The following is a 22,119-nucleotide window of genomic DNA, read 5'->3' as shown; positions in this document are numbered from 1 at the left end:
TTTACAGACATATCGGATATCCGGATATATGACCACTCCCCATACTTATGACAAAGATGAATTGAGTGCGTTTGAAGCTATTACTGAAGCTCAACGTATTGCTTTTGCGCCAATGCTATTCCAGGCCGCTATTGGTCTGCGTGATTTTGGTATTTTATCTTTTCTGGATAAAAACCATAAAGAAGGTGCAACTAAAGAGGATATCTGTCGTGCTTCACAATTAGACAGCTACGGTGTAGGTGTTTTATTGGATATGGGGTTAAGTGGCAGAATTATCCTGAAACGCGATAACCGTTATTTTCTTAGTAAAATAGGTCACTATTTATTGCATGATAAAATGACACGCGTCAATATGGATTTTACTCAAGACGTATGCTATCAGGGCCTGTTTTATCTGAAAGAATCGCTGCAAAAAAATAAACCCGCTGGCTTAAAAGTATTTGGTGAATGGCCTACAATCTACCCGGCTCTCAGCCAATTACCAGAGCCTGCAAAAACAAGCTGGTTCTCATTTGATCATTTCTATTCTGATTCAGCTTTCAATGCTGCGTTAAAGTCCATTTTCTCCCTGAACCCTAAATTGATTTATGACGTTGGTGGAAATACAGGAAAATGGGCATTGCGCTGTTGCCAATATGACAGTAAAGTCAACGTCACTATTCTGGACCTGCCCCAGCAAATTAGATTGGTTGAAGAAAATATACTCGGCCAAGGCATGGCTGAACGTATTTCAGGCCATCCTGTTGATATGTTATCGGATTGTGAATTACCCAAAGACGCCGATATCTGGTGGATGAGTCAGTTCCTCGACTGTTTCTCCGGAACACAGATTGTCGACATTTTGCGTAAAATATCAGCAGCAATGAAACCTGATGCCAGAGTATGCATCATGGAATTATTTTGGGACTGTCAACCCTTTGAAGCCGCAGCCTACAGCCTCAATGCGACTTCGCTTTATTTTACCTGCATGGCAAATGGCAATAGCCGTTTTTATAGCATGAGTGATTTTAATCAATTCCTCGATAAAGCCGGGTTTGTAGTAGAAAACAAAATTGATCAGTTAGGGCTTGGGCACACGCTATTGATCTGCAAGAAGAAGTAATAAACGGTATTTCATGAAATTGACATTGGACATTACAGATTGGCAAGCCGTGGCACCGGGTCTTTCTGTTCCTGAAGAGTGGGAAAACTGGTCTGCTATTTCACCTGCGGTTATAGACGGTTCAAACCCACTGGCAAAATGCTCTCAATTACCCATGATGACAGCCCGCCGCCTGAATTCAGGCAGCCGTCTGGCTGTAGATTGTGGTTTAAGTATTTTGCACCGGAATAAGGTGGATGCCATTGTCTATACCAGCCGTCATGGTGAACTGGAACGAAATTACCAAATACTGATGAATCTGGCGCACACAGAAAGCGTTTCTCCAACCAATTTCGCCATGTCAGTCCATAATTCGTCCGTGGGAAACCTGACCATCGTTGCCAAAGCACCCCTGGTTTCTTCTTCTGTTTCTGCGGGAATAGACAGTTTCCAGCAAGGGTTATTTGAAGTCGCAACTCTGCTGCATGCAGGTTACAACAAAGTATTGCTCGTCGATTTTGATGGCAAGATCCCCGATTTTTACCTCAATGTGATAGATGAAAATACCCCAACTTATCCATTCGCTGTTGCCCTGCTTCTGGAACAAGGAAAAGATCTGCATTGTGAAAAACGCTCATCACAGAAAACTGCCCCTTCCCTTCCCCAAAGCCTGCAATTTCTACACGGCTGGTTAAATGGAGAACCGTGTTTTACCGTGACAGGGGATCATTGTGAATGGCACTGGAGCCGGCAGTATGGAGCCAATAGTACCGAACAAATAGATATCACGGAACAAATAGATAGTATGGAAAAAATAGTATGAGGCAAAGGATGACAAGCAACATAACCGAACGAATTAATTGGTTTTGGCGTCTGCTTATGACCGGGTTTTGTTTCGCCCTGTTTGGTGTTGGTGGGCTGTTGCTTTCTCTTATTTGGTTCAATTTATTGCTGATTTTGCAGCGCAATCCAGAAAAACGATGTCGCATTGCCCGGCATAGTATTTCGGCTTGTTTCCGTCTGTTCCTTTTTCTGACCAGAAAACTAGGTGTGCTGGATTATCATTTTAGTGGCATTGATAAACTGCGCATGGATAAAGGCTGCCTGATCGTTGCTAATCATCCTACGTTACTGGATTACGTCATTCTGGCATCACATTTGCCGGATGCAGATTGCATCGTGAAATCCGCACTGTTGCGTAACCCTTTCGTCAGTGGTGTGATCCGCTCCGCCCGTTATCTCATCAACAATGAAGCAGCAACTCTGCTGCCTGTTTGTCGTGAGAGATTAGCTTCTGGTAATAATATCTTGATTTTTCCGGAAGGGACGCGTACAACCCCCGGTCACCCAATTTTACTCCAGCGCGGAGCTGCCAATATTGCTGTACGTTGTGAGTGTGATTTACGGATTGTACATATTACTTGCAGCCAGAAGATGCTGGATAAGAAAAGCAAGTGGTATCAAATTCCACCCAAGAAACCAATTTACACCATCACAGTTGGTGAACAGCTCACCAATGAGGATTTTGCTGTTGATATGGAGAGCGGATACACTATTGCTGCCCGCCAGCTTAATCGTCAACTCACCCAATTATTAACACCATCAAATTACTAGATGTTGGACACAATAATGCAAGAACTAAACCAAGACTTACTTATTGAAATAAAACAATTAATTATAGATACACTGAATCTGGAAGATATCACTCCTGCTGATATTGAAACCGAAGCGCCTCTGTTTGGCGACGGGCTAGGGTTAGATTCCATTGATGCACTGGAGTTAGGTCTGGCGATCAAAAACCGTTATGGCACTGTGTTATCTGCTGAAAGTGAAGAAATGCGCCAGCATTTCTCTTCTGTTGCCACACTGGCATCTTATATCCAGTCACAGCAGGCATAAGAACAGAGGAAGATCATGGAAAAACAACAAATTTATCAGGAAGTATCACAGCTTTTGGTTAAACTGTTCGAACTTTCTCCTGAAGACATTACTCCTGATTCTCGCCTCTATGAAGATCTGGAACTCGATAGCATTGATGCTGTTGATATGGTCGTTCACTTACAGAAAAAAACGGGACGCAAAATTAAACCTGAAGCATTCAAATCTGTCCGCACAGTTCAGGACGTTGTCGATGCGGTGGAACAACTGTTACAAGAACAGTAATCCCTCAAATCAAGCACCGACATAAGCAGTAAGAAAGAATCCCGGGTAGTTAATTGAAGCCGTTAATTTTATTGTTTCGGATTGCCAATACCGTGATGTTAATCGCCTGGCCTTTTCTGGTATGGGCGATGGTCAGCTATGGGCAATTTAATGCCGTATTGCCTATTATCATCCTGTTTTTTGTTTTTCGTTTACTGCTAAGTAAAAACAAAGGGTTAAGCAAACATAAAACAGATAAACAGCAGTACACACATTGGAATACTGGCTGGATATTATCAATTGCCGGGATATTATTAGGATTAGCAAGTTTTTTCCTGAGAAATCATCATCTTTTGATGTATTACCCAGTGATAGTAAACGCAGTTTTACTCACTCTCTTTGGTAGCTCGTTGTGCTACGGCCCTCCTATCGTGGAACGGCTGGCCCGGATAAAAGAGCCAGATTTACCCCCTGAAGGTGTCGCTTATACACGCAAAGTGACTTATATCTGGTGCTGGTTTTTTATTTTCAATGGCACAGTCGCATTCGGTACTTGTCTGTACAACAATATGACACTGTGGACACTGTGGAACGGTATGATCAGTTACCTATTAATCGGGTTGCTTATTATTATTGAATGGCTGGTACGCCAACGGATTCAGAAGAGATGAAAACCTACCCTGTATCCCAATGGCTATCAGAAGAGCTCCCCCCTGAAAGGATTATAGTCTGGGGTAATCATTGCATCAGCCTGAGTACATTTCGGCAGGATGTTACTGCGTTATATCTTCGTTTGAGAAATCATAACGCATCACGCTGGGCATTATGTTTCGATGACAGTTACCATTTCTGTGTTGCACTATTAGCCACACTACATGCAGGTAAAACTCCCGTTATTCCGGGACATTGTCGTGAAGCTCAGTTACAGGAACAACAATCCTGTTTTGACGGTGTACTGACAGATCTGCCCCTGAAACTGTCCTGTCCTTGCTGGCACGCTTTACCACATCAACAAGACAGTATTGCACCTGAAGCAATTTTGTCTAAAACAACTCTGCTCAAAACAACTCTGCCCAAAACAATTCCGTCAAAAATAATTCTGCCCCACATAGCGTCGGATGCAGCTCTGGTGATATTCACCTCAGGTTCCAGTGGTATGCCTAAACAGGTCATCAAACCCGTAGCAATGATGGATCTCGAAGCCCAATGGCTGGCTTCCTTATGGGGGAACTCGCTGCAATCTTGTGTTATCCGGGCTTCAGTCAGCCACCAGCATTTATATGGATTAACCTTCCGTATTTGGCTACCGATGTCCCTTGGCCTGCCATTTGAACGCAAAATGGTAGAATTTCCGGAACAATTCGCCAATCGCTCACAGGCTCCTTTAACACATACGCCCCTGGCACGTTATGCATTGATTAGCAGCCCTGCATTTCTGCAACGATTAGATGATACTCTGCCTGCTCCCGATTGCTCTTTCGTGGTTTCTGCGGGTGGACCATTAAATTTTGCAGATGCTGAACGAGTCACGCAGTGGATCAATACCATACCAAATGAAATTTATGGCTGTACCGAAACAGGGATCATGGCCTGGCGTACCCGCAAAACAGATAACACTGTCTGGAAAGCCTTCCCCGGCGTCTTTTTCCAAAAAGATGAGGAGAATAATTTACGCGTTTATTCTCCTCTGCTTTCCGCTTCCGACGGAATGGTTTTGGATGACCAGCTTTTATTTGATGAACAAGGTAATTTCTCACTACTGGGGCGCCGTGATCGCTTGGTTAAGATCGAAGAAAAACGGATCTCTTTGTCAGAAATTGAACGCCGTTTGTGTACAATAGATGGGATCGTCGATGCCGCTGTGCTCACCATCAATCGAGGAAAACGCTGCCATATCGGTGCTGTCATTGTTTTGGATAATGAAACACTAAAACACTACCGACAACAGGGAAACAGAAAATTTTCACAAGATTGGCATCGTCAGTTAAAACCCTGGCTGGAATCCGTCGCACTTCCCCGTTACTGGCGAGTAGTCACTGCTATCCCCCTGAATGCCCAAAGCAAACGCTCATGGCCTGAGTTACAGGAACTATTTAATGAACCCCATTGAAATCCATCTTGAGCAACCTGCTCCAAACGAGGCCATTATACGCCTGTATTTAGATCCTGACCTTAGCTGGTTTCGTGGACATTTCCCCGTCCAGCCTCTTTTGCCCGGCGTAGCCCAGATCGATTGGGTAATGCATTATGCTCAGACTTTGCTGGCACCGGGCTGGGCCTTTTCTTCTATTGAAATGGTGAAGTTCCAATTTCCTCTACAACCGGAAGATAATTTACTGTTAAAACTCCAATGGGAAGAAAAAAAGCATCTCCTGACTTTCCAATATGATGTGGAAACACCAAACGGCGGAGAATACAAAACGGCCAGCCAGGGGAAAATTAAGTTATGTCACTGAATGTGAATACGATTAAACCGTGCGTGGTTATTCCCTGTTATAACCACGGAGCAACAATGTCTGCGGTACTGGAGCGATTATCTTCCTGCCAACTTCACTGTTTTATCGTAGACGATGGCAGTGAGATCACGACTCAACGTTGTCTTGAAAAGCTGGCGGCAGCGATACCCAATGTCACCCTGATCCGCCTTGGACAAAATCAGGGCAAAGGGGGTGCCGTGATAGCAGGAATGCGGGCTGCCGCAAACGCTGGCTATAGTCACGCTTTGCAAGTTGATGCCGATGGTCAACACTGTCTTGAAGATATCCCCCGGTTTTTATCCAAAGCTCAACAGTACCCGGATCGTCTGATTTCCGGCTGCCCGATGTATGACGCTTCTGTACCTAAGTCCCGGCTTTATGGACGTTATATGACTCATTTTTGGGTTTGGGTAGAAACGCTTTCTCTTTCCATTAAAGACAGTATGTGTGGCTTTCGTGTCTATCCACTGTCGCCCACTCTGCAATTACTGGCAAAGAGAGAGATTGGCCGCAGAATGGACTTTGACATTGAAATAATGGTTCGGCTGTACTGGCAAGGTACGGAAAGCGAATTTGTCCCCACAAAGGTCACTTATCCCGCAAATGGCTTGTCTCACTTTCATGCGTTCCGGGATAATCTCAGCATTTCATGGATGCATACCCGCTTATTTTTTGGCATGTTGCCGCGTATTCCTGCTTTACTGTTACGTAACCGATGGTGGCGCAAACGACCTCACTGGTCGGATATTAAAGAGCGTAATGGTTTGTATGGCATGAAGTTTATGCTGGCAGTTTACCGCTGGCTCGGACGCAAGCCGTTTGAATGGCTGCTTTACCCCGTCGTGGGTTATTTCTGGATAACCGGCGGTGCGCAACGTCAAGCATCACAACAATATCTTGCCCGTCTGAAACAAACGATGCAGTGCAAAAATATGACTATCCCACATGGGCTAAACAGTTATTGCCACTATTTGCGTTTTGGCGGTGCGATGCTGGACAAAATTGCCAGCTGGCGTGGTGATCTGAAATTGGGCAAAGATGTTGAATTCGCTGAAGGTGCAGAAGAGACGCTTTTGGGCGGGGAATCGAGCGGGAAACTCCTGCTGGTTTCTCATCTGGGTGATATTGAAGTCTGCCGGGCACTGGCTCAGCATGCCGGTCAACAGACGATTAATGCCTTAGTGTTCACTGAACATGCCCAACGTTTTAAACAAATTATTGAAGAAGTATCACCACAAGCAGGCATTAATCTATTACCTGTTACCGATGTCGGTGCAGACACAGCCATTCTGCTGAAAGAAAAAATCGATGCGGGAGAATGGGTAGCAATCGTCGGAGATCGTATCGCCGTCAACTCATCCCGTAGCAATGCCAGCCGACATACCAATACAAGCCGAATAGTATGGAGCCAATTTCTTGGCGATTTGGCACCGTTCCCACAAGGGCCATTTATTCTTGCATCCGTATTACGCTGTCCGGTATTACTGATGTTTGCTCTACGGCAAAATAATCAGTTCAGAATTTATTGTGAGCCTTTTGCCAATCCACTGGAACTTCCCCGCAAACAAAGAGATCAGGCACTACAGCAGGCGGTCGATCACTACGCTTCCCGTCTGGAACATTATGCGCTGTTATCTCCGCTTGATTGGTTTAACTTTTTCGATTTTTGGCAACTCCCCACAAATAAAACAGCCAAGGAGTAAGGAATGTTGACGGATCCCCGTTTTACCAGCGAAGTTGAATTAACTATCCCCTTCCATGACACCGACCCAATGGGCGTTGTCTGGCACGGTAATTATTTCCGTTATTTTGAAATTGCCCGCGAAGCCTTGATGAACCAATTCAATTATGGCTACCGTGAAATGATTAAATCAGGCTATGTCTGGCCGGTTGTTGATGCACGGATTAAGTATCGCAAGCCACTGCAATTTGGGCAGCAAATACGTGTAAGAGCAACCATAGAAGAGTTTGAGAACCGGCTGAAAGTGGCTTATCAGGTTTTTGATGCTGCAAGCGGTAGAAAAACCACTACAGGCTACACCATTCAAGTGGCAGTTGAAGAGAAAACACAGGAAATGAGTTTTGTCAGCCCGGATATTTTGTTTGAACGCATGGGAGTCAAACCATGAAAAGATGGTGGTGGATGATACTGCTTCTGGCGGTTAATGGCTCAGCACACGCGGTTACGCTTGAAGAGTTACAGCAACGTTTCGCAAAACAATCGGTAGTGCGGGCAGAATTTACTCAAGAGCGCCAAATTCAGGGTATGGCCCAACCCCTGTATTCCCGTGGTGAAATGCTGGTTGCACAACACAGAGGGCTTTGGTGGCATCAGCAAAAACCTTTTCCCCTCACATTGGTACTGGATGACAGCCGCATGGTTCAGGCCATTGCGGGGCAAACGCCTCAAGTCATTACTGCTGATTCCAATCCTCAGATGTTTCAATTCAATCATCTGATGCGGGCACTGTTCCAGGCGGATCGTGCGGTATTGGAGGAAAATTTTACAACCGGGTTCAAAGATCTGGGGCAGGAAAAATGGCAGTTGGCACTCACGCCGAAAACGTCTCCGTTGGATAAGCTATTCACGGTTATTACCTTAAATGGTCAGGCTAACCTTGATTCTATCCTGTTGATAGATAAACAGGGCGATCGCACTGAACTCTTTTTTACCAAACACCGATTAACACCAGAGATGCTGAGTAATGAAGAAGAGCAACACTTCAAATTTTAATCCGCGTCTGCTGGCAATATTTTGGTTGTTGATATGCAGTATCCTTGTGGTTTCACTGGTCACTTTGTTACCACAATCGCGCTTATCTACCAGTATACTGGCGCTCTTACCTGCACAAAGTGCCGGAGATATGCCACCGGAGTTAAAAGATGAGTTTATGCAGCGCCTTGATCGTCAATTAGTATGGATGGTCAGTTCCGGCACAAAAGAAAACATCGCACCAGCCCAATATTGGCTGGAACAACTAGGAAAAACGCCATTCCTGACTCAGGTTAAAGGGCCGATGACAGCAGCACAACAGCAAGCATGGGGAGCTTTTTACTACCAGCACCGTAACGCCATGCTCGATCCTGCAACCCGTGACAGGCTGAAATCAGAAGGTACTCAACAGGCAAACTGGATCCTGTCTCAAGTCTATTCAGCTTTTTCAGGCGTCAGTGGGCAAGAACTCAGTAACGATCCACTCATGCTGGTCAGAGGATCACAACTGGCTCTTCAACAAACATCCAGTCAGTTACGGTTACAAAACGGCTGGTTGGTCGCTAAGGATAATGCTGGAAGAGAGTGGTATTTGCTTCATGCTGAACTCAACGGTTCTTCATTCGATATGCAGCAGGGACATCAGGCAGTCACCGAGCTGAACAGGCTGGAACAATCGTTGAAAGCCCGCTTTCCCGATACCGAAGTCATGTCACGGGGAACACTGTTTTACAGCGATTACGCCAGCCAGCAGGCCAAACATGATATTTCAACACTGGGCAGTGCAACAATACTGGGGGTCCTGCTACTGATCTATGGTGTGTTCCGCTCCCTGAAACCCTTATTGCTGTGCGTTCTCTCCGTTAGTATAGGTGCGCTGGCCGGAACGGTTGTAACACTGGGTATATTTGGCGAACTTCACTTTATGACACTGGTTATGAGCATCAGTATCATCGGCATCTCTGCTGACTATGCCATTTATTACCTGACCGAACGTATGGTGCACGGGCAGGAAGTCACAGCGTGGCAAAGTATGCGCAAGGTATTGACTGCGTTGCTGATGGCGCTGGCAACAACTGTCATTGCTTATCTCATCCTGATGTTTGCTCCCTTCCCCGGCTTACGTCAGTTAGCTGTATTTGCGGCTGCGGGTTTGATGGCTTCTTGCCTGACCGTAATCTGTTGGTATCCCATACTGGCTAAAAATCTGCCGGTTCGCCCAATCCCGGCGATGGTCATGTTAATGCGCTGGCTGGCATTATGGCGACGCAACCGCGTATTTTATCCTGGGCTACCTGTTGCTCTGGCGGTTTTTGCCTTATTGGGTATTTCACGCTTAGAGATCAATGATGACATCGCCCAATTACAGGTATTGCCTCAGCATATTCATCAGCAAGAAAAACGTATTGCCGAACTGACCGGTCAAAGAAGTGATCAAAAATGGTTCGTTGTTTATGGCGATAGTGCAGAGCAAACATTACAGCGTCTGGAAGCATTTATTCCCAAACTGGATGCAGAAAAACAGCAAGGCATGATCATAAGCTATCAACAACTGCCGCTATCTTCCCTTGCACAGCAACATAAAGACCTGGAACTGCTTAAAGCAGCTGTGCCGAATATCATCACGCGTCTGACAGAAGCCGGCTTACCGGTTAAACAACCCGATCTCCGTCCCATGACTGTCACACCCAATAACTGGCTCAACAGCGTTGTCAGTGAGGGATGGCGTTTGATGTGGATCACTTTGCCAAACGGTCAGAGCGGTGTCTTGTTACCAGTAACGGGGGTAAAAGACAGTGTGCTTATGCGCCAGTTAGCGGAGAAACAAGCAGGTATCAGCTGGGTAGACCGCAAACTGGCATTTGATGAAATGTTTCAATTTTATCGCACCATACTTGGCTGGCTGCTGGCTGGTTCAGTTGTATTAATCGCGGTAAGTTATATCATTCGACTCGGCTTGCGCCGTGGCACAATCAGTATATTGCCGTCACTGCTATCCCTCGGATGTGCACTGGCTGTTCTTGGCTTCAGTGGCTATAGCCTTAATCTTTTCTCAATATTAGCATTGGTGCTGGTACTGGGGATTGGTATCAACTATACCCTGTTTTTCAGCAACCCTCGCGGTACACCACTCACTTCACTACTGGCGATCACAGTCGCGATGTGCACTTCGCTGCTTACTCTGGGTATGCTGGTATTCAGTAGCACTCAGGCAATCAGTAGTTTTGGCATTGTCTTATGCAGTGGAATTTTCACCGCATTTCTGCTCTCGCCACTGGCAATGCCCGAACGTCCCAAAAGGAACAAAAAAGCATGATGCGGTTATTCATTCTATCACTGGTATGTCTGCTGACAGCTTGTACCAACCTTCCCAAACATGGTACTCCCAACGCATGGCTTAAACCGGGAGTGCGCATCTCACTGCCTGAACCGGGCATAATGCCCGCCATCAATGAACAACAATTATTAACGGCAACCGTGAATGGCAAACAGCAATCACTGATTGTCCTGCTTAATGCCAATGAACATCAGTTATCATTGGCCGGCCTGTCGTCACTGGGTATCCGTCTGTTCAGGTTAAACTATGATAAAGATGGCATTCATGCCGAACAATCCCTTGTATTGCCGGAAATTCCACCAGCCAGTCAAGTCTTGGCAGATATCATGCTCAGTTATTGGCCGGTTGCCGCATGGATCCCGCGTTTACCCGAAGGATGGACGCTACAGGACACCAATAAAATCAGGCAGTTGCATGATAATCAAGGAAAATTAGTTACAGAAATCCATTATGACATCCAAAATGGCAAACGGCGTCCGGTACACGTTCAGCAATTTATTTTTGGTTATGACATCGCTATTCAGCATTTAGAAGAGTAAAACATGATTTATATTTCTGCCATGGGTATGCTCAATGCTCTGGGTAATAATGTAGATGACATCGCGCAGAATCTTACGCAGGGGTACGCTCCCGGCATGTATGCGCGCTCTGGTTGGTTACAGCCCAATAAAGTCTGCTGTCTGGGGGGAATTGATGCTGAGTTGCCTGCTATTCCTGCGCATTTGCACAAACACAATAGCCGTAACAATCAGCTACTACTGGCCGCGTTAATGCAGATAAAACCACAAGTCGATGAAGCTATAAAACAGTATGGACGGGCACGGGTTGCTGTCATTATGGGAACCAGTACTTCCGGCCTTAATGAAGGTGACGAACATGTCAGCCGGACAGTAAATCAACAAGCTGATGAGCACTATCACTATTATCAACAGGAACTGGGTGATCCTTCCCGATTCATTGCCAATTATCTTGGTATTGAAGGGCCTGCTTTCACTATTTCCACGGCTTGTTCCTCCAGTTCACGAGCAATTATCAGTGGCCAGCGCCTGCTCGAAATGGACATGGCAGATGTAGCGATTGTCGGTGGTGCAGACACACTCAGCCGTATGCCAATCAACGGATTTAACAGCCTTGAGGCACTCTCTGAAACATTGTGTGAACCATTTTGCAAGGGGCGCCAGGGTATTACCATTGGTGAGGCTTCAACTCTGTTACTTCTGACACGGGCACCCCATCCCGTTGCACTGCTCGGCGTAGGGGAATCCAGCGATGCGTGGCATATGTCTGCCCCGCATCCTGAAGGAAAAGGGGCTATCGAAGCCATTAATATGGCACTGAACAATGCAGGACTCTCTCCACAAGAAATTGGTTATATAAATCTGCATGGAACAGGCACAAAACTCAATGACCAGATGGAATCACTTATCATCAACCAGCTCTTCGGTGAGTACATCCCTTGCAGTTCAACCAAACATTTGACAGGTCATACTCTGGGAGCTGCCGGTGCCTGTGAAGCCGGCCTTTGCTGGCTGTTGCTGACCCATAATTTACCGCTGCCACCACAAGATTTTTCCCGCTCAGGCATAGATACATCACTGGCTAACTGCGGCCTGCTGACTCAATCCAGACAGTTAGAAAAACCCATTGTGATGTCCAATTCATTTGCTTTTGGCGGAAACAACACCAGCCTGATCCTGGGAGCGGTATGATGTCTGGCTATTTACCTGTTGATAACTACATCCCCCATGAAGCGCCAATGGTGTTACTGGAAAAGGTTATCAATGTTTCCAGCGAAAGTGTCCATTGTCAGGTGACAGTTGATGAGCAAGGTGTACTGTCATCTTTCCTCAATGAAGAAAATCATCTGCCAAACTGGTTTGCTATTGAAATGATGGCACAAACTATCGGCGTTTGGTCTGGCTGGCATCGCAAAGAACGACAAGAAGAAGACACGTCTTTGGGCATGTTATTGGGCGGCAGAGCCGTACGTTGCCAAGTGCCGGTCTTCACACATGGCAGTGTCTTAGATATTCGAATGAATCTGTTACTACAAGATGAAAAATTCGGCAGTTTTGAAGGTGAAATTAGCTGTAACGGTGCTGTACTGGTAACAGGACGTCTGAACACCTATCAACCAGAAAAAGAAGAGATTAAACAATTATTTAAACGGGATGGAGCAGTATAATGCGTTCAGTTTTAGTGACCGGTGCCAGTAAAGGGATCGGCAGGGCAATCGCCTGCCAATTGGCAGCAGACGGGTTCACCGCCGTTGTGCATTATCACCGTGATACTAAAGGTGCAGAAGCAACACTTGAGCAGATCCAATCCAGCGGAGGTAATGGGCGGATACTGAGTTTTGATATCTCAGATCGCAACACCTGCCGCACAATTTTGGAAAAAGACATCGAAATGCACAGTGCTTACTACGGCATTGTCTGTAATGCCGGCATTGCTAAAGATGGGGCGTTTCCGGCACTGGACGGAAGTGAGTGGGATAGTGTCATTCACACCAATCTGGATGGTTTTTACAATGTTATCCATCCCTGCATCATGCCAATGATTGGCCTGCGTCAGGGCGGTCGCATCATCACACTGTCATCGGTTTCCGGTTTGATGGGCAACCGCGGGCAAGTCAACTACAGTGCTGCCAAAGCGGGGATTATCGGAGCAACAAAAGCGCTCGCAATCGAACTGGCAAAACGAAAAATCACCGTGAATTGCATCGCGCCGGGGCTGATTGATACAGATATGGTTCAAATTGAAGAGCCTGTTTTAAAAGAAGCTATGCACATGATCCCTATGAAACGTATGGGACAAGCAAATGAAGTTGCCGGTCTTGCCAGCTATTTGATGTCTGACATTGCTGGTTATGTAACCCGTCAGGTGATCTCAATCAACGGAGGAATGCTATGACTCGCAGGGTAGTCATCACAGGAATGGGCGGCATTACCGCTTTAGGCCACGACTGGCAATCCGTTTCTTCCGGCTTAAAAACCGGTACGAATGCGGTGCAGCAAATGCCTGAGTGGGCAGAATATGACGGGCTTAATACTCATCTTGGTGCACCAGTGACAGATTTCACTTTGCCTGAGCACTATACCCGCAAACGCATTCGCTCTATGGGGCGTGTTTCACTTATGTCAACACGTGCAACTGAACTGGCTCTTGAAATGGCAGGTCTACTTGGTGATCCAGTACTCACTAATGGTGAAACAGGTATTGCCTATGGTTCTTCAACAGGCAGCACTAAACCGGTTAGTGAATTTGCCACTATGCTGACTGAAAAACACACCAACAATATTACCGGTACAACTTATGTACAGATGATGCCCCATACCACAGCGGTTAACACGGGTTTATTCTTTGGGCTGCGTGGCAGAGTCATCCCGACCTCAAGCGCCTGTACCTCTGGCAGCCAAGCCATTGGTTATGGCTGGGAAGCCATTCGTAATGGCTATCAGACTGTGATGGTCGCTGGTGGTGCAGAAGAGTTATGCCCATCAGAAGCGGCAGTCTTTGATACGCTGTTCGCCACCAGCCAAAAAAACAGCATACCCAAAACAACTCCTTCCCCATTTGATACGAACCGCGATGGTTTGGTGATCGGTGAAGGTGCCGGAACGCTTATTCTTGAAGAGCTGGAACATGCCAAAGCTCGTGGAGCAAAAATTTATGGCGAAATCATCGGATTTGCCACTAACTGTGACGCCTCCCATATCACTCAGCCAAAATCAGAAACGATGCAAATCTGTATGGAAATGGCACTGAAATCAGCAGGGCTTCAGCCAGCAGATATCGGTTATATCAGCGCTCACGGCACAGCAACAGATCGGGGAGATATTGCAGAGAGTCAGGCGACTGCCAATATTTTCGGCAACAAAACTCCTATCTCGTCACTGAAAAGCTATTTCGGCCATACGCTCGGCGCCTGCGGTGCTCTGGAAGCCTGGTTGAGCATTGAAATGATGAATGAGGGTTGGTTCGCGCCTACCATCAATCTGCATGAAATTGACCCGGCCTGTGGTGAGTTAGATTACATTATGCACCAGCCACGTGAAATCCAGACTGAATTTATCCAGAGCAATAACTTTGCTTTTGGTGGGATTAATACTTCACTGGTGATCCAGCGTTGGGCTTGATTTAAATGAAGAAAAACAAGGAGTCGAATTGAAGTGAGAAGGCACTCCTTGTTTTTTATCTCAAACATTCTACAAATTTGGACGTGACACTAAAGTTCAATAAATGCCCACTCCACCAAGTATTGAAGGTAACTTAAATAATTTGACTTACTAATGGTTGGACTTTTGAATTAGTTAGATTCAGCCAATAAGTCACTAACTCGCTGACGAAGTTTTTGTTTATCTTCTTCCACATCAACAACATGCATCTTTTTATGACAATTTGGACATAATGCAACAGTATTTTCTATAGTGTCTGCTCCTCCTTTTGAAAGCCACTTAATATGATGAGTCTCTAGATAGGGATCTCCTTGGAAATTACAAAATGGTGCAGGTAATAAGCAAAGCTGACAAATGCTTTTAGCTATATGTTTAGCATATTCAGCAACATAAACATTACGTTCATACCGAATCGAAATCTGTGCAGAACTTCCGGGGGTCTTACGTGCGCATTTAGCTCGTTGTTTAATCTCTTCAAAACTAAGTTTTTTTTGCCTTACGTATTTTTTGCTCACAGATAAAACAAACATCACATTCTGAGACAACACGCTTTCCTGTTATCAATTTCACCGGGAACACATAAACTAAGCGCTCATTTCCTTCTTTATCGATTATTCATTTTTTTCATTAAGTTATCTCATAACTTTTTCAATCGGGTTTAGGAGCTATAAAATCAGCATATATATCACATAATAATTTTGATGAGCTCTTGCAATAATTAGATGGTTAACTTTAAAACGAAGATCTGTTATTACATCCATCTAACTAATCTACTGAAAAAATGAGACTTTCACTTTATACCCGCTCAAAAACTGATGTGAATTATTAGATATCTGCTAAGGATAAATGCTAATAATTGCCTTTTAATTATATTCTCTGTCTTCATAAATCTTTTCATTCATCAGTATTAGTTTTTCTCATTGTATCTATTTGATAGAAAGGGCTATAGTCCGCACAACTCAAGATTCTTGAGTAACTTATCTACTGCTTAAATCACCAAGATATATCCCAGTCCTTGGCATATATCGTTATTGCTTTGCTGTTCGGCAAGATCTTGATGAGAAGCAGCACATATCTGACTGATTTTTTTTATGTGGAGACGACAGTAGTGAAACTGCTGCGCAAAAATGACAGTGCATTTGTACCTGTCGCGGGCTTGACTGTATTTGCGATCGCTTCTGGTTACTTGATGAGCTTAATCCCATTATCGATGGCAGGTTTCAGCATTGATACGGGCTATGCCAGCTGGTTAGCCAGTGCTTATTACGTAGGTTTATTAATAGGCTCAATAATGATTGAACCTGTTATTGCCAAAATAGGACATCGTTTTTCATTTGTAAGTTTTTTATTGCTTTTAGCTGTAACGGTTGTGGTATTACCTTTTTTTCCCAATAAAGAAATCTGGTTGCTTGTTCGTTGTATAGCGGGAATTGCCGTTGCCGGTATTTTTGTGGTGGTTGAATCTTGGTTATTGATTGGTGATAGTCCCAAAGAGCGCGCCAGGCGTCTGGGCCTTTATATGACATCACTCTATGGTGGCACAACACTTGGTCAGCTGGGCATCGGTTTTATTGGCACGCAGGGAATAATACCTTTCGCAGCCATTCTGGCTCTGCTACTGATTGCCACTCTGCCCCCGTTATTTGTACATCATGGGCAGCCACCGATACTGAATCACCAACGCTTATCGCTGAAAAAAATCACTCGGTTCAGTAAGCCTGCAATTGTCGGCTGTATGACATCAGGGATTGTGATGGGCACTATCTACGGTCTGATGCCTCTATCATTAAGCCAAAGTAAGTTCAATACTGAACAGGTTGGAGTATTAATGGCTGCAATTATTCTGGGTGGAATGGTAATTCAGCCGATTATCAGCAAGCTGTCTATTATAATAAGTAAGATACTGTTATTAGCAATGGCTTCACTGCTCGGCGTATTCGCTATAGGCATGACTTATCTTTCTGAAAGTTACCTCATCATGATCGTGGCACTAGCACTTTTAGGGATGTCTTCTTTTGCCCTCTACCCAATTGCCATTACACTTGCTTGTGACAAACTTGATTCATCCTATATTGTCGCAGCAACACAAGTTATGCTGTTAAGTTATAGCATCGGCTCGGCTATCGGCCCATTAGGAGCAGGCAGTTTTATGTTCCAGCACAGCGCAATTCAACACAGTGGAACTATGCAAAACAATGGGCTAATGAATTTCTTTTTCCTTGTCTTACTGACCACTGCGGTTTATATGCTGCTGGCAGGTCTTTGCCGCAAAGACCGTGTATTGGCAAATTAAATTAATGTGGAGGGATTTAATGCAGATACAGAAAGCCACCGAAGATGATTTCGCAACACTGATCCAGATTTGGGAAGCCTCTGTACGGGCGACTCATAATTTTCTGTCTCAGGGTATGATCGACGAATTACGTCCATTAATCCAGAACAATTACTTACCCAATCTGGTCGTATATAAGGCAGTGAATGAACAACACGTCACTGTAGGTTTTGTTGGTGTCGATCAAAATCGAGTTGAAATGCTGTTTGTGTCACCACAAACACGCGGCAAAGGAATTGGCAAAATGTTGTTAAAGTTTGCAATCAGCGAATTGCAGATTGATGAGCTGGATGTGAACGAGCAAAATCAACAAGGTGTCGGCTTCTACCAACATATGGGGTTTAAAACTTTTTCCCGCTCAGAGATTGATGGGCAAGGAAATCCATTCCCGTTACTACATATGAAACTTGCTTAACACCTATACCCAATAGATTTCAAGATGCGTTAAGGCGGCAAGGAAACGAATTTGCCAGCCAAAGGCTGGCATCCGGTGAGAGGCAATTTGAAAGACGAAGGGTATATCACTTGGAATGATATTTAATATTTCACAGGTAATCTTTTATCAATATAGTCTTGATCATAAATATAACATTACATATCACCAGCAAATAAGACAAAAATAAAAACATAAAGTTATAACCAACGAATTAACTTATTCAATCAACATTGAACAAAAAATAAAACAAAGTAATACTGATAAAATAGAAAAATTAAAATTTACCTGAAAATCAAGATAGTAAAGCTAAATTAATCTGTTTTTAATACATTTTGATATATCCAATAGAAAAATGGTAAAATAATGCGCTGTCTATTATTTTGGATTTTACAATCAATGAAATATCTACAACAATCTAAAACTGCAACATATTCAGGCGTGAAGCTGTTTACCGATCTTGTCGGACAGCGTGTTTCTCCCGGAGTATATTGGGACTCATCCAGTTATCGGGCAAAGTTCGTTTTACGCAGCATTTTTACGCCTGTCTCTACACTTAAGCTACTGGATAGAATTGCTAATACTCCAATTTATCTGGATATTTTAAAGAAACAGCCTAGCTTACCTTGTAAATTACATCGTCCATATCTGAGTATTAATTTCAAGCGCAATCAGATTGTCGGGGCACTCAGTGAGCATTATAGAATTTTATTTCAACAGTTAGCACCCACTGTTATTGATAAGATATTTAATACTAATTCTTATTTACTGGCAACTATCCAGGGAAAAAATGAATCATTTAATGTATATATAGATTCTTTAGACAACCTGAATAAAGAAGGTGAACTTGCGCTATATATAACTACAGAAAAAAATGTCACTTTGGCAAAATGTGCATTCACCTTATTAACCGTTAATGGTAAACAAACATTGTTTATCGGTGTCTTACAAGGCCCTGCCAAAAGGGATAATTCTCTGGATGTTATCCGTAATGCAACTAAAGAGTGTTACGGCCTGTTTCCTAAGCGTTTATTGATCGAATCTATTTGTCGTTTTGCTGAACATACGAATTGTGAGCAAATCTTAGCGGTCAGTAATGAAACACATATTTATCGTAGTATTCGCTACTGGCATAAGAAAAAGCACCTGATGGTAGCGGATTATAATGCTTTTTGGGAGTCTCTGAATGGCATCAGGCAAGAGAATAATGATTTCCATCTGCCATCCAATATCGAAAGAAAATCACTGGATGAAATTCCCAGTAAGAAACGTGCGGAATACCGTCGCCGTTATCAACTACTGGATGATTTGGATAGCCATATCAAAGCTTCTCTTACCAATTAGCCATCATTAGGAAACTATTCCTGATGTGATGCTTAGCGAGGCTTCGCCATTAGCCAGATAAGATGGTTTTTTATGGCAGGCCACTCGCTACGAAGAATGCTATATACGCAAGTATCCCGCATTGAACCATCCCTTGTTCGTAAATGGCAACGCAGAACACCATCCAATTTTGCGCCCAAACGCTCAATTGCCCTGCGACTCTGGTGATTCAAGAAGTGGGTTCTAAATTCCACAGCAACACAATCCATTTTTTCAAACGCATACTCCAGTAACAGGAATTTTGCTTCCGTATTAACAGGCGTACGCTGGACTGATTTTGCATACCATGTCGAGCCAATCTCCAGTCTGGGAAGATTGGCATCGATATTCATATAGGTCGTCATTCCAATTGCCACATTCCTTTGATTATCAATAACGGTAAAAGGCAACATCTTTCCCTGTGCATGAAGAGCTAAACGACGCTCAATTTCTGTTTGTACCCCATCCGGAGCTGGTACATTGGCATACCACAATTGATGTAATTGCCCATCTTCAATGGCACGCGCGAATTCATCGTGTCGCTCCTGCGTTAAAGGTACTAACGTGACATGTTTTCCGGTCAGAGTGACCCATTCGGTTATGTTTTGCATCGTGTTACTGTCCTTATTTATTTCTAATCTTATATACAACTACCTTTGTATTACTGGTCTCTTATAGAAAAACTATTCTCCATTCAGTGCAGAATAGTTGAGAAAATTATCCTTATCTTAAATAACTAATAAGTTACAACGAAATATTTTTTGTTGATATGACCTTCGTTTTTCAAGTTACGACTTTATTGACTGTATCTTCAAATCTGTTGGGTATAGGTGATTTCATGATACCTGTCACAATCAATTAACAAAGTGATTCCAATCGGGCTGGAACCATCTAAATTTGATACCAATCTCATCCGACCACTTAGCTAATAGCTAAGTCATATTGAAAACAATAATACTGTATGAGTCGCCAAATTATTCGATGGAGAATGTAATGAGCAATTACCCTCATCTGTTTACCCCGCTGGATTTAGGCTTTACTACCTTAAAAAACCGTGTCTTGATGGGTTCAATGCATACAGGACTTGAAGAACATCCTGATGGAGCCAGGCGATTGGCACAATTCTATGCAGAGCGGGCTGCTGCTGGTGTGGCATTGATTGTTACAGGCGGTATTTCCCCCAATCCACAGGGCGTTGTTGCAGCAGGAGCAAGCATTCTAAATAGTGATGATGCTTTACCTCATCATAGGATCATTACAGAGTCAGTACACCAGGCTGGCGGTAAGATTGCCCTGCAAATCTTGCATACCGGGCGTTATAGCTACCAGAAAAACCTCGTTGCCCCTTCAGCTATTCAGGCACCAATTAACCCCTTTATGCCTAAAGAAATGTCCGAAGAGGATATCCAACAGACTATCAGGGACTTTGCCCACTGCGCTCAACTCGCACAACAGGCCGGTTATGATGGTGTTGAGATCATGGGTTCAGAAGGCTACCTCATCAATCAGTTTCTGGTTGCCCGTACTAATCATCGTCAGGATAAATGGGGAGGAAGTTTTGAAAACCGTATGCGCTTTGCCGTGGAAATTGTCAAAGCAGTACGCGCTATTGTCGGAAAACAGTTCATTATTATCTATCGCCTTTCTATGCTGGATTTAGTGGAAGATGGCTCCAGTTGGCAGGAAGTCGAACAATTAGCACTGGAGATTGAACAAGCAGGTGCTTCCATCATCAATACCGGTATCGGTTGGCATGAAGCCCGTATTCCGACAATCGCCACAATGGTGCCCAGAGCCGGATTTAGTTGGGTAACCAAAAAGTTGATGGGAAAAGTCAGTATTCCCTTGGTCACAACGAATCGCATCAATGATCCCCTTGTTGCGGAGCAAATCCTTAGTGAGGGCTGCGCAGATATGGTTTCTATGGCTCGCCCTTTCCTGGCAGATGCTGAGTTTATGTTAAAAGCCGAACAGAACCGCGCAGATGAAATCAACACTTGTATTGGCTGTAATCAGGCGTGTCTGGACAGAATATTTGTCGGGAAACTGACGTCATGTCTGGTGAATCCACGCGCCTGCCATGAAACAGAACTTATCGTCGAACCGGTGAAGCAACCCAAAACTATCGCAGTGATTGGTGCCGGGCCGGCTGGGTTATCCTTCGCGGTCACTGCTGCCAGTCGCGGGCACCATGTCACCTTATTTGAACGAGAAAATAAAATTGGCGGGCAGTTTAATATTGCCAAACAAATTCCCGGCAAAGAAGAATTCCATGAAACACTGCGCTACTTCGAGCGTCAATTGGCGCTGAATGGTGTTGAAGTAAGACTGAATCATACCGCAACGGCAGACCAGCTTGCTTCGTTTGAAGAAGTGGTCATTGCCACAGGTATCACGCCACGGACACCAAACATTAATGGTATTGATCATGAAAAAGTGCTGACTTATCTGGATGTATTAAAGCATAAACGCGATGTTGGCCCATGCGTTGCCATTATCGGTGCTGGTGGTATTGGCTTTGATACGGCGGAATATCTGGGCCAAAGCGGACAGAGCAGCAGCCTGAGCAGCCACGCATTCAGCCAAGAATGGGGAATCGATCAGACTCTTTCCCATCGTGGTGGATTACAGCCAGAAGGCGCGCACATGGAACCCTCACCACGAAAAATCTATCTGTTGCAGCGCAAAGACTCCAAAGTCGGGGAAGGTTTGGGTAAAACTACTGGTTGGGTTCACCGGGCCAGCTTACTGATGCGGGGGGTCACTATGTTGAACAGTGTGCAATACCTGAAAATTGATGATCAAGGGCTGCATATCCTGCACGATGGTGAGCAACAATGCCTTGAGGTGGATAATGTAATTATCTGTGCAGGTCAAGAACCATTGAAAGAACTTTATCAACCTCTGCAAGCAACGGGTAAAAACGTACATTTGATTGGCGGAGCCGATGTCGCCGCCGAACTGGATGCCCGCAGGGCAATTGATCAGGGAACTCGACTGGCAATTAAGATTTAGTAAAAAATAAAAGGCTAATAGAGGAACGGTGATAACAAACGAGCGATT

General features: G+C 44.5%; 23 protein-coding genes. 21 read left to right on the top strand and 2 right to left on the bottom strand.

Annotated features, from left to right (window positions below; translation table 11 throughout):
* The first annotated feature begins 28 nt into the window (after nucleotides 1-28).
* The 17 genes from BDD26_RS02865 to BDD26_RS02785 are packed head-to-tail and all read left to right on the top strand — an operon-like array spanning nucleotide 29 to nucleotide 14,890.
* Nucleotides 29-1,102, top strand: a complete 1,074-nt coding sequence (locus BDD26_RS02865; protein ID WP_115825487.1) for a methyltransferase — start codon at nucleotides 29-31, stop codon at nucleotides 1,100-1,102.
* A 13-nt stretch (nucleotides 1,103-1,115) separates the two neighbouring features.
* A complete protein-coding gene (locus BDD26_RS02860; RefSeq protein ID WP_115825486.1) occupies nucleotides 1,116-1,904 on the top strand; it encodes a beta-ketoacyl synthase chain length factor in 789 nt (262 codons plus the stop codon).
* Nucleotides 1,905-1,912: 8 nt separating this feature from the next.
* The gene (locus BDD26_RS02855; protein WP_115827480.1) at nucleotides 1,913-2,695 is read left to right on the top strand and encodes a lysophospholipid acyltransferase family protein; all 783 of its coding nucleotides are present in this window, start codon (nucleotides 1,913-1,915) and stop codon (nucleotides 2,693-2,695) included.
* A gap of 15 nt (nucleotides 2,696-2,710) precedes the next feature.
* A complete protein-coding gene (locus BDD26_RS02850) occupies nucleotides 2,711-2,980 on the top strand; it encodes a phosphopantetheine-binding protein (RefSeq protein ID WP_038266812.1) in 270 nt (89 codons plus the stop codon).
* A gap of 15 nt (nucleotides 2,981-2,995) precedes the next feature.
* The gene (locus tag BDD26_RS02845; protein ID WP_370700606.1) at nucleotides 2,996-3,244 is read left to right on the top strand and encodes an acyl carrier protein; all 249 of its coding nucleotides are present in this window, start codon (nucleotides 2,996-2,998) and stop codon (nucleotides 3,242-3,244) included.
* 53 nt (nucleotides 3,245-3,297) lie between these two features.
* Nucleotides 3,298-3,894 carry a COG4648 family protein gene (locus BDD26_RS02840; RefSeq protein ID WP_244922631.1) on the top strand — a complete coding sequence of 199 codons (597 nt, stop codon included), beginning with the start codon at nucleotides 3,298-3,300 and terminating at the stop codon, nucleotides 3,892-3,894.
* Nucleotides 3,891-5,333: an AMP-binding protein gene (locus BDD26_RS02835; protein WP_115825485.1), complete on the top strand. Its 1,443-nt coding sequence runs from the start codon at nucleotides 3,891-3,893 to the stop codon at nucleotides 5,331-5,333. The genes BDD26_RS02840 and BDD26_RS02835 overlap by 4 nt, the downstream gene beginning before the upstream one ends.
* Nucleotides 5,320-5,679, top strand: a complete 360-nt coding sequence (locus BDD26_RS02830) for an ApeI family dehydratase (protein ID WP_038266822.1) — start codon at nucleotides 5,320-5,322, stop codon at nucleotides 5,677-5,679. Before BDD26_RS02835 ends, BDD26_RS02830 begins: the two co-directional genes overlap by 14 nt.
* Nucleotides 5,670-7,403 (top strand): glycosyltransferase family 2 protein, encoded by a 1,734-nt coding sequence (locus BDD26_RS02825; protein ID WP_115825484.1) that lies wholly within the window; start codon nucleotides 5,670-5,672, stop codon nucleotides 7,401-7,403. The genes BDD26_RS02830 and BDD26_RS02825 overlap by 10 nt, the downstream gene beginning before the upstream one ends.
* Nucleotides 7,404-7,406: 3 nt before the next feature.
* A complete protein-coding gene (locus BDD26_RS02820) occupies nucleotides 7,407-7,829 on the top strand; it encodes an acyl-CoA thioesterase (RefSeq protein ID WP_115825483.1) in 423 nt (140 codons plus the stop codon).
* Entirely contained in the window at nucleotides 7,826-8,434 is a 609-nt protein-coding gene (locus BDD26_RS02815; RefSeq protein WP_099119489.1) for a LolA family protein, read from the top strand. The genes BDD26_RS02820 and BDD26_RS02815 overlap by 4 nt, the downstream gene beginning before the upstream one ends.
* A complete protein-coding gene (locus tag BDD26_RS02810) occupies nucleotides 8,406-10,730 on the top strand; it encodes an MMPL family transporter (protein ID WP_115825482.1) in 2,325 nt (774 codons plus the stop codon). Before BDD26_RS02815 ends, BDD26_RS02810 begins: the two co-directional genes overlap by 29 nt.
* Nucleotides 10,727-11,290, top strand: a complete 564-nt coding sequence (locus tag BDD26_RS02805) for a DUF3261 domain-containing protein (protein ID WP_115825481.1) — start codon at nucleotides 10,727-10,729, stop codon at nucleotides 11,288-11,290. The genes BDD26_RS02810 and BDD26_RS02805 overlap by 4 nt, the downstream gene beginning before the upstream one ends.
* A gap of 3 nt (nucleotides 11,291-11,293) precedes the next feature.
* Complete coding sequence (locus BDD26_RS02800) at nucleotides 11,294-12,460, top strand: beta-ketoacyl-[acyl-carrier-protein] synthase family protein (RefSeq protein WP_115825480.1); 1,167 nt, start codon at nucleotides 11,294-11,296, stop codon at nucleotides 12,458-12,460.
* Nucleotides 12,460-12,936: a hotdog family protein gene (locus tag BDD26_RS02795; RefSeq protein ID WP_115825479.1), complete on the top strand. Its 477-nt coding sequence runs from the start codon at nucleotides 12,460-12,462 to the stop codon at nucleotides 12,934-12,936. Before BDD26_RS02800 ends, BDD26_RS02795 begins: the two co-directional genes overlap by 1 nt.
* Nucleotides 12,933-13,664 carry a 3-ketoacyl-ACP reductase FabG2 gene (locus BDD26_RS02790; protein ID WP_115825478.1) on the top strand — a complete coding sequence of 244 codons (732 nt, stop codon included), beginning with the start codon at nucleotides 12,933-12,935 and terminating at the stop codon, nucleotides 13,662-13,664. The genes BDD26_RS02795 and BDD26_RS02790 overlap by 4 nt, the downstream gene beginning before the upstream one ends.
* Complete coding sequence (locus tag BDD26_RS02785; protein WP_115825477.1) at nucleotides 13,661-14,890, top strand: beta-ketoacyl-ACP synthase; 1,230 nt, start codon at nucleotides 13,661-13,663, stop codon at nucleotides 14,888-14,890. The genes BDD26_RS02790 and BDD26_RS02785 overlap by 4 nt, the downstream gene beginning before the upstream one ends.
* Before the next feature lie 170 nt (nucleotides 14,891-15,060).
* Here the strand turns inward: BDD26_RS02785 and BDD26_RS02780 are convergent, their stop codons facing one another.
* The gene (locus BDD26_RS02780) at nucleotides 15,061-15,474 is read right to left on the bottom strand and encodes an HNH endonuclease (RefSeq protein ID WP_099119488.1); all 414 of its coding nucleotides are present in this window, start codon (nucleotides 15,472-15,474) and stop codon (nucleotides 15,061-15,063) included.
* Between the two features lie 512 nt (nucleotides 15,475-15,986).
* On the opposite strand from BDD26_RS02780, the gene BDD26_RS02775 reads away from it, so the two are divergent.
* The 3 genes from BDD26_RS02775 to BDD26_RS02765 all read left to right on the top strand — a co-directional run bounded on the left by BDD26_RS02775 (nucleotide 15,987) and on the right by BDD26_RS02765 (nucleotide 19,038).
* The gene (locus tag BDD26_RS02775; protein ID WP_170140360.1) at nucleotides 15,987-17,222 is read left to right on the top strand and encodes an MFS transporter; all 1,236 of its coding nucleotides are present in this window, start codon (nucleotides 15,987-15,989) and stop codon (nucleotides 17,220-17,222) included.
* A 19-nt stretch (nucleotides 17,223-17,241) separates the two neighbouring features.
* Nucleotides 17,242-17,676 carry an acetyltransferase gene (locus BDD26_RS02770; RefSeq protein ID WP_038266847.1) on the top strand — a complete coding sequence of 145 codons (435 nt, stop codon included), beginning with the start codon at nucleotides 17,242-17,244 and terminating at the stop codon, nucleotides 17,674-17,676.
* Nucleotides 17,677-18,093: 417 nt separating this feature from the next.
* A complete protein-coding gene (locus BDD26_RS02765; protein ID WP_115827477.1) occupies nucleotides 18,094-19,038 on the top strand; it encodes a VirK/YbjX family protein in 945 nt (314 codons plus the stop codon).
* 32 nt (nucleotides 19,039-19,070) lie between these two features.
* Here the strand turns inward: BDD26_RS02765 and BDD26_RS02760 are convergent, their stop codons facing one another.
* A complete protein-coding gene (locus BDD26_RS02760) occupies nucleotides 19,071-19,667 on the bottom strand; it encodes a GNAT family N-acetyltransferase (protein WP_115825476.1) in 597 nt (198 codons plus the stop codon).
* Between the two features lie 382 nt (nucleotides 19,668-20,049).
* Here BDD26_RS02760 and BDD26_RS02755 point away from each other — a divergent pair, with 382 nt between their 5' ends.
* The gene (locus tag BDD26_RS02755) at nucleotides 20,050-22,071 is read left to right on the top strand and encodes an NADPH-dependent 2,4-dienoyl-CoA reductase (RefSeq protein ID WP_115825475.1); all 2,022 of its coding nucleotides are present in this window, start codon (nucleotides 20,050-20,052) and stop codon (nucleotides 22,069-22,071) included.
* Nucleotides 22,072-22,119: the final 48 nt, after the last annotated feature.

The sequence above is a fragment of the Xenorhabdus cabanillasii genome, assembly GCF_003386665.1.
Taxonomy (GTDB): domain Bacteria; phylum Pseudomonadota; class Gammaproteobacteria; order Enterobacterales; family Enterobacteriaceae; genus Xenorhabdus; species Xenorhabdus cabanillasii.
The sequence above is the reverse complement of the archived record's forward strand: the minus strand, read 5'-3'. Positions and strand labels throughout refer to the sequence as shown.